At 40.2% G+C, this 15,458-nt stretch carries 7 protein-coding genes and 1 pseudogene; 2 read left to right on the top strand and 6 right to left on the bottom strand.

Translation table 11 applies throughout. The features are described 5' to 3' along the window. Positions 1–91: 91 nt before the first annotated feature. The 4 genes and pseudogenes from ADICYQ_RS18420 to ADICYQ_RS18405 all read right to left on the bottom strand — a co-directional run bounded on the left by ADICYQ_RS18420 (position 92) and on the right by ADICYQ_RS18405 (position 7,166). Complete coding sequence (locus ADICYQ_RS18420; RefSeq protein WP_020891824.1) at positions 92–1,456, bottom strand: Gfo/Idh/MocA family protein; 1,365 nt, start codon at positions 1,454–1,456, stop codon at positions 92–94. Positions 1,457–1,547: 91 nt separating this feature from the next. Next, on the bottom strand, positions 1,548–2,480 hold the full coding sequence (locus ADICYQ_RS18415; protein ID WP_020891823.1) for an amidohydrolase family protein: 933 nt from the start codon (positions 2,478–2,480) through the stop codon (positions 1,548–1,550). Between the two features lie 20 nt (positions 2,481–2,500). Further along, positions 2,501–3,870, bottom strand: a pseudogene (locus tag ADICYQ_RS18410) (TrpB-like pyridoxal phosphate-dependent enzyme). A gap of 20 nt (positions 3,871–3,890) precedes the next feature. After that, the gene (locus ADICYQ_RS18405) at positions 3,891–7,166 is read right to left on the bottom strand and encodes a VCBS repeat-containing protein (RefSeq protein WP_020891821.1); all 3,276 of its coding nucleotides are present in this window, start codon (positions 7,164–7,166) and stop codon (positions 3,891–3,893) included. 490 nt (positions 7,167–7,656) lie between these two features. Between ADICYQ_RS18405 and ADICYQ_RS18400 the strand changes: the two genes are divergently transcribed. Continuing rightward, positions 7,657–9,153: a PQQ-binding-like beta-propeller repeat protein gene (locus ADICYQ_RS18400; RefSeq protein ID WP_040417039.1), complete on the top strand. Its 1,497-nt coding sequence runs from the start codon at positions 7,657–7,659 to the stop codon at positions 9,151–9,153. Between the two features lie 101 nt (positions 9,154–9,254). Here ADICYQ_RS18400 and ADICYQ_RS18395 read toward each other — a convergent pair whose 3' ends face one another. After that, positions 9,255–10,859, bottom strand: coding sequence for a SusD/RagB family nutrient-binding outer membrane lipoprotein (locus ADICYQ_RS18395; RefSeq protein ID WP_020891819.1), 1,605 nt, complete (start codon positions 10,857–10,859; stop codon positions 9,255–9,257). An 18-nt stretch (positions 10,860–10,877) separates the two neighbouring features. Further along, positions 10,878–14,102, bottom strand: coding sequence for a SusC/RagA family TonB-linked outer membrane protein (locus ADICYQ_RS18390; RefSeq protein WP_020891818.1), 3,225 nt, complete (start codon positions 14,100–14,102; stop codon positions 10,878–10,880). Positions 14,103–14,772: 670 nt separating this feature from the next. Between ADICYQ_RS18390 and ADICYQ_RS18385 the strand changes: the two genes are divergently transcribed. Next, entirely contained in the window at positions 14,773–15,456 is a 684-nt protein-coding gene (locus tag ADICYQ_RS18385) for a YggS family pyridoxal phosphate-dependent enzyme (protein ID WP_020891816.1), read from the top strand. The last annotated feature ends 2 nt before the right edge of the window (positions 15,457–15,458 follow it).

Raw genomic sequence — 15,458 nt, 5'->3', positions numbered from 1 at the left:
TATTAAGTCGCCTTTTTTTAGTTAGAGGAAAGTGATTAGCTCATTTCCCATCCACTTCTTACTGGTTCTTTAATATATTGATCCACTTCACTCAAGCCAGTTGCTTTGAGATTTTTGGCATCCCAATTAATTTTTGTCCTTTCATTCTTAAGGAAAGCACACCCAACAAGGTGATTTCTGTCAAATGAGCACCATACTCAAAGTTTGAGCTTGCTGCGGGGCCACCCTTTATGGCATTCACCCAATCTCTAAAATGACCTTTGGAACGTGGAATAACTTCTTTAGGCTTTTTCAAATTTGCCGCAAGGCTCTCTGGAAAAACATGAGGGACGCGATCTCCACCATTCACTATTACTCCTTTATCCCCTACAAACAAGGTTCCTCTTGAAGGCCATTGATATCCTTCAGGTAAGGATTGGTGCAGTTTTGGTTTAAGCCCACCAGAATACCAAGTCAATTGAATAGGTTTACCAGTATTGTTGTCTGGAAAATTATAATAACCAATCTCTCCATACGGCGCGATATTTTCATTGCTGAAACCTGCAGGGAAAACCTCGATGGTATCAGGATGACCAAGTTCGAAAGCCCAGGTCGCTGCATCCATATCGTGGCATCCGAAGTCTCCCAGTGCACCACAACCGAAATCCCAAAAATCTCTCCAAGTCACAGGTGTATACCATTCGTGAAACGGCCTATTTGCTGAAGGGCCCAACCATAGGTCCCAGTCAAAACCATGGGGTTTTTGTGTATTGGTAGTCGGTACGGCTTGCATTTCGTCAATCCATCTTGAAGCAGGCACCCAAGAGTGGGTTTCCTGAACATTTCCAATGACTCCAGCCCTGAGGTACTCAACTGTCTGGCGAATACCATCCGTACTGTGACCTACATTTCCCATTTGAGTAGCCAACCCTGTTTCTTTAGTCAAATCCTTAATCATTCTGGCTTCCCAAATATTATGGGTGAGGGGTTTTTCGCAATAAACATGCTTCCCTGACTTCATCGAGGCGTAAGTGACAACGGCATGCGTATTGTCCGGAGTTGAGCAACATATTGCATCCAAGCCCTTCTCTTTCTCGAGCATTTCCCGAAAATCGAGGTATTCATTTACTTTATAATTATCCGATTTGTCTTCATAATGGTCTTCTACCATTCTTTTCACAGGGTCCCTTCCTGCGATGGATCTGTAATAAAAATTGGCAAGATCCCAATACTCAGCAGGATCAGCAATGGCAGTGATTTGAACATCGTCAAGCTTCATTAAATCCTGAGCATTTTGTCGGCCTTTGCCCCCTACACCTACCATTCCAACATTTACTTTGTCGCTTGGTGCTACATGTCCTTTACCTCCGAGGACAAATCTCGGTACTATAAAAAAACCCGCAGCACTTAATGAAGAGGTTTTAATGAAATCCCTCCTGGAATCAGGCTTTTTATTTTTATTTGGTTTATCAAGCATTGTTAAATTTTTATTTATTAAATATAAAAAAACTATCGATAATCTCCTTAAAATATTGAATTTCTAACTACAGCAATTTTCATCTAACTTTTCATAGCCGGTATATTGATGTAGCGTTACGGTAATACAATTTTTTCTTTTCATTTAATGTTAAATCCTGAGTCAGAATATAAAAATCCTTTATCCATTCCTGGTAACTCGCTGCTCTTAACAAAACTGGCCAATCTCCACCGAAAAGTACCCTATCAATCCCAAATACCTCTAAGACGGTATTAAAATAAGGCTTCATTTGCTCAATACTCCCAACATTTAAATCTGTTTTGGTCAGCATTCCTGAAATTTTGCAGGAGACATTTTGCAAGGATGAAAAGGGTGAAATGGCGTTTTTCCAGACCTCCCAATCATTGTCCCCAATAGCTGGATTCGCTATATGATCCAAAATTATCACCAAATTAGGATTTGATTTGGCAAATTCAAATGCAGCAGGAAGATCCTTAGTTCGAATATTGAGATCATAAGACCAGTTAAATTGACCAAGCAATTTGATGCCAGCCATGAAGCCTTGGTGACCAGGCATAAAAGCTTTACGGATCCCTTTTACAATTTTCCTCTCCCCCATTACTTCCATTTCCTTTGTCCCGGAAACACCCTTCTCCAATGGGAAATAAGCTACCATTCCAGAAATCCGAGGGGCCTTTTCTTGAATCCCTTTTACCCAATCGACCTCTTGAAGGTACTGAGCAGGGTCTCGTGCACATTCTACGAAAACCATTTTTTCAATCGGCAATCCGGCAGTCGCATCCTGATAGTCTGCCAATAAGAAATTTCTCGAAAGAGGATTTTCAGGGTTCTGCAGCCATGGGTAATCCAAGTGATTTAAATCCCATAAATGGAGATGGGTATCAATCAGTGGGATTTTCTTATACTTGTCATCCTGCTCGTTGATGAAAAAAGGAAGTCCATCCGGAAGTGTCAATGCACCACAGGCCAATCCTCCTTTTTTTATAAAACTTCTTCGATCCATAAATTTAATTAGGCCACTCCCTATGCAGGGATCGTGGGCGTATTTAATTTTGCAATAGATTTATCGATTTCTTCCTGGCTAAGTTCATGGCTTTTTATTTTCCGGAAAAATAATCATCATAAGCCTTCATATCGAAATTACCATGCCCACATAGGTTAAACAAGATGGTCTTGGATACGCCTTCCTCCTTGCATATTTTGGCTTCTTTGATGGCTGTAGCGATACCATGATTGGCTTCTGGAGCAGGTATAATGCCCTCTGCTCTGGCAAAAAGCACCCCAGCCTCAAATATTTCAAGGTTATCGTGTGATTGCGCCTCAATCAGGTTATCCTTTAGCAATTGGCTAACGATCACTCCTGCCCCATGATAACGAAGACCTCCAGCATGTATTGGGGCTGGGATAAAGTCGTGTCCAAGGGTATACATTGGTAATAATGGTGTCATTCCTGCAGTATCCCCAAAGTCGTACCTAAAAACGCCACGGGTAAGCTTTGGACAAGAGGCTGGTTCGCTGGCTATACATCGAATTTTTTTGCCACCTTCCAGGTTCAATCTCAAAAAAGGAAAAGAAAGTCCGGCAAAATTTGATCCTCCACCAAAGGGGGCAATTACAATATCTGGCAAATCACTGCCTGCTTTTTCCATCTGCTTGATAGCCTCCAACCCGATAATGGTTTGGTGTAACTTCACATGGTTGAGCACAGATCCCAGGGCATACTTAGTATCCTCTCGGGTGGCTGCCATTTCAACGGCCTCAGAAATAGCGATCCCTAAACTTCCTGGGGAATCAGGATATTCTGCAAGGATCTTTCTCCCTGCCGCTGTTCGGTCTGAGGGGGATGGGTATACATTGGCACCCCAGGTGTTCATCATCATTTTCCTATACGGCTTGTCGTTGTAGGAAAGCCTAACCATGTAAACATCACATTCAATACCAAAATGCTGACAGGCAAAGCTCAGTGCACTTCCCCACTGCCCAGCACCTGTTTCTGTCGTGATCCTTTTAACACCTTCTTGTTTGTTGTAATAAGCTTGTGGGATAGCCGTATTGGGTTTATGAGACCCGGAAGGGCTTACCCCTTCATATTTATAATAAATTTTCGCTGGAGTATCCAAAGCTTTTTCCAAGCCATAAGCCCTGTACATCGGAGTAGGCCTCCATATAGAATACATATTCCGAACCTCATCAGGAATCGTTACCCATTTATCGGTTGTCATCTCCTGTTTTATCAAAGCCTCAGGAAACAAAGGAGCCAAAGCTTCAGGACCAAGAGGTTCCAGGGTTCCTGGGTTTAATGGCGGCAATGGCTTATTAGGCATATCTGCAACGATATTGTACCAACTTTCTGGTATTTCCCTTTCTTCTAAATTAATTTTTCTGTTTTTCATTGATTGAATTAATAATAGGTTTATTGATTTTTATTAGACAAGTTTTTCAAAGGTTTTTTCGTTAAACTACTGTTAAGGACATAGGCCTCCACTCCTTGATTGTTTATCCCAACCAACAATACTTTAAGATACGATAAAGCTATAATTTGCATATTTTTCACATCCCCAATAAAGGCTAAACCAGCATCCAATGGGGATACTTTTGAAAACTGTCCCTTCCCATCTCCGAGATAAATTTGACCGAAATTGGCATCAATCATCCCCAATCTTAGTCTGGCAGTATTCTGATTTCCACCAAGAATAAAATCCAGGTTCCCATCCTCATCAAAATCCATAGCACTAATCGCAAAAACAGGAGCATATTGTGCTTCTACCGGCAATTCATGTCTTTCGAATTTATCACCTTTGTTTTCCAAATAGATGGTTTTCAATTCGTTGATTTCTAACTTTTGAGCTTTACTCAAAGCTTCTTTGCTAAATAAATCTTCAAGTTTGGCCTTTGAAAAGGAAGCATAATCGGTAAATTTACTTCGCATGCCATACATTTGATCCAACAACTCGTCCCTGCTCATGAAAGGGACAAGTTCTCCCTCAAAATAATAATTTAAAATTGGATCAACTGAACCATTGCCATCAAAATCAGCGTATACCAGCGTCAAAGGCCCCTTATCAGTGACCTTCAACTGACTATTGGTGCCAAAATTACCCACAACAAAATCCAAATCACCATCCCCATCAAAGTCGGCGGGGGCCAATTTTGACCACTTCCCTACCAATGGGATATCAAAGTACTGAGAGGTCTGATTAATAAAAGACTTTCCTCCCTTGTTCAAGAAAACACTTATAGGCATCCAATCTCCTACAACTATCAAATCCTGCCAACCATCCTGATCAATGTCCAACCATGAAGCATCTGTAACCATGCCTAGGTTTGATAAACTAGGAAAAAGCAAATTGGTATGGTCTTCAAACTTACCTTTTCCATCGTTTATAAAAATAAAAGACGAGGCAGGTTTTGGGTATTGGCCCGGAATGGCTCTTCCTCCAATAAAAAGATCCAAATCACCGTCATTGTCAAGGTCTATAGGCTTCACCACACTACCACTGCTTAATACATCTGGTAATGCATCTGCTTGAATCTTAAAGTTCCCTCCACCTTGGTTGATGTATAATCGGTCCTTTAATTCTGGGGAATCCCTTTCAAAGTCATGGTATCCCCCTTTAACAATGTACAAGTCCTGCAAACCATCCCCATTCGCATCAAAAAAAACAGCATCGGTAGTAGCACTTCCAATATCACTGGATAAATCCAAGCCTTGGGACTCCAAAAATTGCCCTGTAGAAACCTGAAAATATAATTTCCCTGGCTTTTCAGTCGTGCCCCCTACAAATACATCTGAAAACCCATTTTTATTCACATCTCCCACAGCAATCACTGGCCCACTTGGAGACAACATATGTGATAAAAGTGGTTGCCGTTTGAAATCATTGAACCCCGCCTCGGTATGTGTATAAGGAATGGGAGAAACGATTTTGGTAAAAAGAGGCGATTTTATTTTGACAGCATCAGGCTTTTTGGTATTTGCATTACGCTCTTCGAGAACAAGTAATTGATTACTTTCAATATTCTTTATCAATTGCTTATTGCCTCCAGGCCAGGTAATCATTAAAGAGTCAATATTGGCAGCACTGCCTAAGCCTATATGCAAAACATGGCTCATGGAGGATTGGAAGCCCCGAGTAGGTTGTTGCTCAAAATACTGCTGCTCACTTCCTGTGTACACATTGACTTTTGCACCTACGCCACTGGTATTAAAGCCTTCTCCCTTCAGCTTTAATTTGAGGTAGTTTCCTGAGTTTTTTTCAGGCTTCAGTACATTGGCATAAATACCAGCAAAATCATTCAAATGATTGACAACCAAATCCAGCGCACCATCATTGTTAAGGTCTGAATAGGCCGCCCCATTGGAGAAATTCGGTTCAGAAAAGCCCCAATTATCTGAGACATCTTCAAAACTCACCCCATTCTTATTTCTATACATATAATCGTGAATAGGAGTAGAACTCATACTCGTCACTAGATGAAGTGTGTCGGCTTTTTCCTTTGCCCTCGCTTTGCTGAAATAATAGTCACCCTTGTACTTCAAAAAATCCCTGTTGGTATAATCTCGAAAATAGCCGTTACTCACAAATAGATCTTTCCAACCATCATTGTCAAAATCCGTAAAAAAGGCTGCCCAACTCCAATCGGTATTTGAGACTCCTGCAAGCTGCCCTATTTCACTAAACAAACCTGTCCCTTGATTGATATGGAGCATATTTCGCATGTTTTGATGGTAAAATCCCTTCATTACCATCAAGGCATATTGCTCATAATTCTCCGGACCATAAAGCAACTTTTGTCTTACATTGTCCTCAGGAAGCATGTCCAGCGTAAAAACATCTGCTAAACCGTCATTGTTCACATCACTGATATCAGACCCCATAGAGTAATAGGAAATGTGTTGTAAATATTCCGTCAACTTTTCAGAAAAAGTACCATCACCGTTATTTATATACAAATAATCCGGCTCTATATAATCATTTGAAATGTGCATGTCAGGAAAGCCATCCCCTGTAATATCTGCAATCGCTATTCCCAAGCCAAAACCCATGGAATTCCCTATAATACCAGCCTCTTCACTAATATCAATATAGACGCCATTGTCATTTCTAAAAAGTTTGTCTCCAGAAAGTGGGTTTCTGTCTTTTCTTTTCGCATCAAAATCTATTTCATTGATTACTTGGGTATTGTGATTGAGCAAATACATATCAAGATCACCGTCCAGATCAAAATCAAAAAATGCAGCCTGAATGCTATTGGCCGGATCTGCCAATCCATACTTCTCGGCCTCATCTATAAAAGTATTGTCTTGTTGATTGATCAGCAATTCGTTTTTTCTGGATGTGGCATCTCCCTTCCCCGAATAACAAACGTAAATATCAAGGTAACCATCCCCATTAACATCCGCCATAGTAGCGCCGGTTGTCCAGGCATTTTTTCCTTGCACTCCTGAAGCCTTACCAATATCCTTGAACTTAAATTCTCCTTGGTTTAGATAAAGTCCATTGGAAGTCATGTTCCCAGTAAAGAAAAGATCATCCAGGCCATCGTTGTTAATATCACCTATGGCTACACCACCTCCATTATAAAAATATTCATAGGTTAAAATATTGGTATGCTGGCTCTCTACTAATTTGTTTTGAAACTTAACGCCAGTTTTTCGACTTGAGATTTTATCAAAACCTTGTGCCATCAAACAAAAATGGATGAAGTATAAGAACAATACTAGAACGAAATATTTATTATGGTTTTTCATAATTCAATCTTCTCCCCTATCTCCCACCAATATTGGACAATGGGGTATCAGTAGTAAATCTACATTTTTTCAAGGGATCGAACAATAGCGAAAATTGCACTTTAGAACGCTTAAAATAGACTTTTCACAGTTTCAACCCCATTCCTTCAAATAATTTAAAAATTCAGTTGGCTGACAAGACTTAGCAATTGGTAGAACAATGCTATTCTGCTCCAAAACTGTCTTTTAACTATAGTTATTCAATTCCTGGTTTATGGATTAATATTCGTAGAAGCCTGACTTTACTCTTCTTAGAAAAGGATGCCACAACAAAATGGCTTAAGGAAATATCACATTAAAGCTAAGTTTCATTTGATCAGCTTCACTTCCGGTTTGTTCAACATTTAAAATTTCATTATTATTAATCCACCTTAAGTAAACCTAAAAAATGGCCTTCTATAAGTTACCTACTTGTGTTTTCTTGCTTGTCGTTGTTTTCTCTTGTAATAAAAAAGAGAAGAGCCTCTTAATATGGGAAGCAAGCTTCCCAGTGATTGGCTCCCAGTCTTCACCCAGGTCCGCTGACCTGAACAGTGATGGTACATTGGATTTTGTAATCGGAGCAGGAAAAAATGAATATGAGTATACGGAATCAGGTATTTTAGCCATTAACGGCTTGGATGGTGAGCTATTGTGGACACAGGAAACGGAAGACCAGGTATTTGGATCAGCCACTTTTCTGGATGTAAACAAAGATGGAATACCCGATGTATTTATCGGAGGACGGGGTCCTCACCTTAAGGCCATCGATGGTCAATCAGGAAAATTGATTTGGGGATTTGATACACTGGCTCATTTAAAGCATCCCGTACTGAAATATGCCAGGTTCAATTTCAACAACAGCGTCACCATACCTGATCAGAATGGAGATGGAATTGACGAGTTGCTTACGAGTAATGGTGGCAATGCCAGGATAGCGCCCAACGAAACTGAAGGCAGATACCCTGGGGTTTTGATGGTGATTAATCCTGTCAATGGTGAAGTTCTGGCAGCGGATACCATGCCAGATGCCGGTGAAACTTATTTATCACCGCTTTTTATTTCTCAGGAAAAAAGTGGTACCCTACAAATACTTTTTGGGACTGGAGGAGAAACCTTACCTGGAAACCTTTATTTAGCAGAACTGAGTGATCTTATGGAAAACAACTTGTCCAAATCCAAGGCTTTGGTGAGTGAAAAAGGCCACGGGTTTATCGCCTCTCCGGTTATTGTAGATTTGAATAGAGATGGTTTTCTGGACTTTGTCGGCATTTCTCATGCAAGTACCATCACTGCTATCAATGGTAAAAGCCTAAATAAAATATGGCAACTTGAATTACCTGACACCGAATGCAGCAATAGCTTTGCGGTGGGTCAATTCACTGATGACGATATTCCTGATTTATTCACTTTCGCAAGCAAGGGGGTATGGCCAGAAAATACGGGACTGGTTCAGGTTTTGATTGATGGTAAGTCTGGAGAGCTTTTATTAAAAAAGGAGATGGGATGTACCGGTTTTTCGTCACCCATAGCTTATGACCTCAATAATGACGACATGGATGAAGTGATATTTAGTATCAATGAATACGATTGCAGTAGGGCCATTGATGATCGGTCTGCTTTTCTAATTGAGAACAAATTAATGTTGATGGATTTCAAGGCAGATACTACCTACCTTCTGGATCAGGCAAGAGGCTTTAAAAATGTTTTTTCTACGCCTTGGATCGGTGACCTGGACAGTGATGGTTACCTGGACCTGGTACATTGTCAATACTTTAGTCACGGAGATATATTGTCTTTTCTTGGAATGAAGATTAAAAGAATCGACTTGCCAATAAAAGTTAGAGAAAAACCACTTTGGGGGGCATTTATGGGATCTGAAGGAAATGGAATTTACAAAAAATAAAAGGCTGCCCAAAGGCAGCCTTTTACAAAACACTAAATTAACCAAGTAAAAACACTCTCTATCTTTATTAAAAAATAGTTCTTCTAAAGCAAAACCTCATTTTAGTTAGCAACATCCCACCATACACGGGTAATGTTTATGTCTGGCAAAGTGGCACCAGCTTGAAAATTCGCATTAGCAGCTACTTCTGATGATGGATACCTTAGTTTTCTCATGATCTGTCCTTGAGTAATATTTCCAGGATAGTTGGTAGGTGTTAACTGAGGATATCCAGTTCTTCTCCAGTCAGACCAAGCTTCCCACCAGTTGAAAAACTTGCTCACCCACATTTGTTCTCCAATCATTTCCAATGCAGGCTTTTCTACCCCATAAGGATGTCTTTGAAGGTAAGCAGCTACTTCATCATCAGAAACTGTCAACGAAGCATCAAAAGGCGTATACATCTGCATGGCACCTTTAACTCCGGCATCATAATGTTCCTTAGCAGAATTTGGAATTCCAGAACCAATCCCTCTTTCCAAAGCTTCTGCTTGCAAAAAAGCAGATTCAGCATAATTCATGAAGATATAAGGAGCATCCAATTGAAGCATCAGGTAATTAATTTTGGAATAGGTTGTTACCAAATTCACTTGCTCTCCTTCCAGCTCATCCAAGCCAGAGGCATCATACCCATTCGGCATTCCTTTTTGTTCCAAAGGATTTGTATTGGTGGGAGTCCATGCGATGGCTGACCAATCCGCAATCCCCCCACTTATGATCATTAACCTTGGATCTACCTCATCAGCCGAAGTTGCATCAGCTTTTAACCAATCTACCAGGGTATTACTTAAGTATGTAGGCTGTCCTCCATCACCTGGATAGAAAGCCCTGGAAATGCCATTCTGATTGATCCATACGCTAGGACCTTCAGACATTGGCACCCAGGCATTGTCGTCATTGCTTTCCATAACGCCTCCCGCAATTGCCTTAGTGACATATTCATCTGCCAGTTGAGGGGCAACATTTGAAACACGCATCGCCAAACGTAACATCAGAGAATAACCGAATTTCTTCCATTTGGCAATGTCTCCTTCGTAAATAATGTCTGCTTTTGCAAAGCCATCATCCAGGTTAGAAGTACTCAGTGCAGCAGTCGCTTCATCCAATTCCTTCAATAAGTCAGGATAAATATCTGATTGCTCATCATATTCAGGAAAGAAAACCCCTTCCATTCCTTGGAGGGCATTGAAATAAGGAACATTCCCATAAAAATCCGTAAGGCGATGGAAATTCAAAACCCGCATAATTCGTGCAGCGTTTCTGGTATTTACTTTGTTTCCTTCATCGTATCCTCCCGGGCCTGTTTGCTTGATTACTTCTGAAATATTTTTCAATGCATCTCCGTAGAAGAATTCGAAAGGAGCGCTATTTGACTCAAAATTTTCAGTGTATTTATCCCCCGGAGCTATTCCCCCACCTGCATTCGCCAAATGTTGAATAAGGTAAGCGGTCATACCAATATTGGTTCGCCAATCGAGGTACCTATTGTCCCCTGCAGATCCCCCAGATGCAGATCCAAGTTGTGCTGCCGTAAACATGAAATTCAAATCTATTTCATTTACTGCCTGAGGATTAATGTTGAGTTCTTGTAGTTCTTCCGTATTGCAGGAGGTTAAGCATATACTAACCGCCAAACCAAACAAAAGAAATTTATTTATAATTTTCATAGTTCTTTCTTTTAACGATTAAAACGAAGCCCTTAAGTTGAATCCGTACGATCTGGATTGGGGCATGCCAAAGAAATCAAGGCCTTGCCCATTTCCTGATGAATAACCAGACTCCGGATCTATATTCTCTACATTTTTCCAAAGTATGGATAGGTTTCTACCTACAAAAGACAAACTCACATTGGTAAAAGGTGTTTTCTCCATTAACGATCTAGGGAAATTATAACCGAAGGTAATTTGTCTTAGCTTGGCAAAAGAGCCATCATAGATAAAATGATCCTGCACCCTGTTACCCATTTGGTTCCAATAGTTATTTGCTTCACCCGGAGAAAGTGTTTTAGAAAACGCTTCGTAAATCGGTGTACCATCTGTTTCAGTACCGGATTGAATCACTCCAGATACTGAAAGAGGCTCTTCCCCTTCTCTACCTTGTATGGTTTGCTTGTGCAATCCCCATTGAGTTAATCTCACATTGGTACCTGAATAGATCTCTCCTCCTACTCTGAAATCAATCAGTGCAGAAAGGTTAAACCCTTTATACGTAATGCTATTGTTAAATCCTCCGGTAAAATCAGGGATACCGTTACCGATTACTTCCATTTGATCAGATTGAACAGGCGCTCCATTCTCTTCAAAAACAGGCTGCCCATCAGGTGAAAGTTTTTGTACCCAGCCTGCCAGCACCCCAAAAGGCTGCCCTGTCCTGTGTTGTACAAATACCGTCCTTGTTCTAGGTTCCTCTACGTTTAATACGTCTGTTCCTTCAATTAAGGATAAAACTTTGTTTCTGTTTCTGGCAATGTTGAATGAAACATCCCAATTAAAATCTTTGGTGCGTACTGGGGAACCGGTTAACAAAATTTCAACTCCTTTGTTCTCCATCTCTCCCAAATTCACCAAGGTTGATCCAAAACCAGAAGCCCTTGAAATTTGTGCATTTAACTGGTCATTGGTACTTTTCTGATGGTAGTAGGTAAAATCCAAGCCCAATCTGTTTTGGAACATGCGAACATCTAAACCGAATTCTATCTCCGTTGACAATAAGGGCACTAAAAATGGATTTGGTATGGTACCATTGTTATTCCCAGCAGTTGCATAAGAGGCCATTGGTACCGTATTGCCTTCAAAACCGACAGCAGGAGCACCCAATAATGTATAAGTATTTTGAATCTGATAGGGGCTTACAGTAGAACTTCCCACCCTGGCCCATGAAGCCCTGACTTTACCAAAACTTAACCATAAAGGAAGTTCCGTCATGGCATCAGAAAACACAAAACTACCTCCTATTGAGGGATAAGTTATGTCATTTAAAGAAGGGTCCAAAGTAGAAAACCAATCTGTCCTACCTGTTCCTGTAAGGAATAGTATATTTTTATAATTCACTTCAGCAGATCCATAAGCGGAATTAATTCCCCATCCGGAATAACCGTAACCAAAATTCCTAGTCACTGTATTATTGATAGCATGGAAGAATGGCACATTAAAATTAGTCCCGTTAGCTGAAATGGTTTCATCTTCACGACGCATTCTATTGGCACCTAAAAAGGCAACTACCCCAAAATCTCCAAATTGCCTATTGTATCCTAGCATGGCTTCCAGGTTAATTTCATTAACCCTTCGTTCAGCCTCTGACATGTTCCCTCCTCTTGAGTACCCTGTTCCTTGTGGAGTCAGTGATGTACCTCTTCGGGTATACCAGTCCATTCCAGCTCTACCTGATAAATAAAGGTGTTCAGTAATGTCATATTTTAATGATCCAGAAGTAATTATTCGATCTCTGGTATCACTTATTGATAACTGATAAGTAGAGAAATAAGGATTTTGACCCCAAGGATTGTTGGTCATCAAATATTCTTCTTGTTCAGCAAAACCCCACGTACTCAATAAAGCAGGGTCAGTTCCAACTGGAATAGTCCCTAACCTGTCTGGATCACCCTGTCCCCAAAGTACATTGACATTTGGTGGCAAAGCAAAAATGGACTGAAAGGCATTTCCAGGTGAATCTGATAGCCTTGGTCGATTTTGAGTTCGCTCATTGGAATAAAGCACTTTGGCATCAAAGGTTAACTTTTTACCAAATTTACCGCTTGTGGCAAGTGACATATTGATTCGATCAAACCCTGCGTTTGGAATAACTGAGGAACTCCTTAAATCTGTCACATTGAATCGGAATGTTTGTGTGTCGCTTCCGCCAGACAATGAAAGGCTGTTGGTAAAAGATTTACCGGTTTCATAAAAACGATTCCAATTGTCTCCGGCATATACGTAAGGTCTTTCTACTCCATCAAAATGCATAGAGGTACCAGAACCTAATCGTTCACCCCATGCTTGGGTTCCCCAATCATATCCATCCCTTACAGAGGTTGGTCTTACAGCACTTCCTGTAATCTGATCCCCTTGAAACCTTCCGGATCCAAACTCTGTTTGCAAGTCTGTTTGGTTATTTATCCTTTCAAACACCGCATTGGAATTGAATTCTACGCCAATGCCTTTTCGAGAGGTTCCTCTTTTGGTTGTAATAAGAATTACGCCGTTTGCTGCTCTTGAGCCATATAAGGCTGCTGCACTCGCGCCTTTCAATACCGACATGGATTCGATGTCATCAGGATTGACACTGGTCATGCCATCTCCCTGATCTGCTCCTCCCCAAACTCCAGCTTGCCCAAAGTTGGTATTATCCATTGGCACCCCATCGATAACATAAAGGGGTTGGTTACCACCTTGCAGAGAGGTATTTCCTCGAATGATAACACGAGAAGAGCCAGCAGGACCTGAGGCTACATTGCTCACATTCACACCAGCGACCCTCCCAGCAAGCTGGTTAGCAATGTTATTTTCCCTGGCTTGGGTGAATTCATCTCCTCCTACTTTTGTCATTGAATACTGCAGGGCTTTAACATTTCTTTCAATACCCAAGGCAGTTACCACTACTTCATTTAATTCTGAAGCATCTTCGGATAAACCAATATTGATCGTACTTCGATTTCCAACCGTTTCTTCAACTGGTTCAAAACCCAAAAAGGAGTAGACCAAAACGGTCTGCGCACCTTGAACATTAAGGCTGTATTTACCATCCACATCTGTGGCGGTACCTGTGGAAGTACCTTTAATAAGAATCGACACCCCTGGTAAAGGTGTTCCGTCTGAACTGTCAGTGACTGTTCCCGTAATAGTCTGTCCTATAACACTACCCCCCATAGAAGTCAGCAGTGCCATAAAGACAATAAGTAATAGGTTTTTCATAAATGGTTATTTTGGTGTAAAACAAAACTTAAACATTCCTTCCCCTTTAGCCTCTTTTTATACCAATGGAGAATATCCCCTAAGACTCTTTTTCAGATTAATGGACAGAAGTCACATTACTGGAAACGAAAATCTTTACAAATGGCTCAAAATGATGATAAAAGGTTAAATAATCTTAAATTCCATAGAAATGTAGAATATAATAAACAGAAAAAAAAATACTGCCACCCATTTATTAATTTTTGAACGAAAAATAATTTTTATACAGTCGGGAGGGATTTAACTAAAAGCTCTGAAACACAAATATACTTGACCAACGATGGAATAAAATAAGTTGAAGTTCAGTATTATAGTAAGCTTTTGAAGGTATTGTTCAACAAAATCAAAATCTATTCAATCCAATAAACACTAAAAATGCATGAATGAAAAGAAACATCTTTTTCTTCACCAAACCGAAATAGGCAATGCTCAATTACATCCGAAATAAAATCACTTCCTGAGGAAATTGAGAACATTTTAGGACTAACCCTAATCCATAAACCATCTTTAACTTCCTCGCATTTTTAAATAAAAAATATTCAGCTTGTTTAAGCTTGAAATATTTAGCAATGTCTCCGATATACCAATATCTTTGTTCTCATACTCGAAACTGATGTAATTACATTAGAAAATGCAAAAAACAGAAATAAGCCAAAATTTAGAAAAAGTTAAAGCCACTTTTCCAAACCCAGATTGCCTTCTGGTGGCAGTGAGCAAGACTAAACCAAATACTGCTATTCAGCAAGCCTATGATGCAGGCATACGGGATTTTGGGGAGAACAAAGTTCAAGAGATCACTGATAAAGCAGCCCAGTTACCCAAGGATATAAAGTGGCACATGATAGGCCATTTGCAGCGCAATAAAGTGAAATTTATTGTTCCATTTATTCATTTGATACACAGTGTGGACTCTTTGCGATTGTTAAAACAAATTAATAAGGAGGCAGAAAAAGTGGGTAAAACAATAAGCTGTTTATTGCAAGTCTATATAGCCAATGAAGAGACAAAATTCGGCTGGGACAAAGAAGAATTAAATTCCTTCCTTTTGGGTGAAGAAATAAACACTATGAACAATATTCAAATAGTAGGGCTAATGGGTATGGCTACAAACACTACTGATGAGGCAGTAATTAGGGGAGAGTTTAAAACTTTAAAGGACCTGTTTGACAATTTGAAAAAACTACCCCTCCCTAAGAATGTTGAAATGAAAGAAATTTCAATGGGCATGAGCAGTGATTACCTGCTGGCACAGCAAGAAGGAAGCACTATGGTAAGGATAGGAAGTGCTATTTTTGGTTCTAGAAATTACAATTAACT

The sequence above is a fragment of the Cyclobacterium qasimii M12-11B genome (assembly GCF_000427295.1).
Taxonomy (GTDB): Bacteria; Bacteroidota; Bacteroidia; order Cytophagales; family Cyclobacteriaceae; genus Cyclobacterium; species Cyclobacterium qasimii.
Note: the sequence above shows the minus strand (reverse complement) of the source record. Positions and strands in the feature narration are given on the sequence as shown.

Coding starts and splice junctions, on each gene's coding strand:
- ADICYQ_RS18385 (WP_020891816.1), top strand. CDS start 14,773: ATGCAAAAAACAGAAATAAGCCAAAATTTAGAAAAAGTTAAAGCCACT.
- ADICYQ_RS18400 (WP_040417039.1), top strand. CDS start 7,657: ATGGCCTTCTATAAGTTACCTACTTGTGTTTTCTTGCTTGTCGTTGTT.
- ADICYQ_RS18405 (WP_020891821.1), bottom strand. CDS start 7,166: ATGGCACAAGGTTTTGATAAAATCTCAAGTCGAAAAACTGGCGTTAAG.
- ADICYQ_RS18395 (WP_020891819.1), bottom strand. CDS start 10,859: ATGAAAATTATAAATAAATTTCTTTTGTTTGGTTTGGCGGTTAGTATA.
- ADICYQ_RS18390 (WP_020891818.1), bottom strand. CDS start 14,102: ATGAAAAACCTATTACTTATTGTCTTTATGGCACTGCTGACTTCTATG.
- ADICYQ_RS18415 (WP_020891823.1), bottom strand. CDS start 2,480: ATGGATCGAAGAAGTTTTATAAAAAAAGGAGGATTGGCCTGTGGTGCA.
- ADICYQ_RS18420 (WP_020891824.1), bottom strand. CDS start 1,456: ATGCTTGATAAACCAAATAAAAATAAAAAGCCTGATTCCAGGAGGGAT.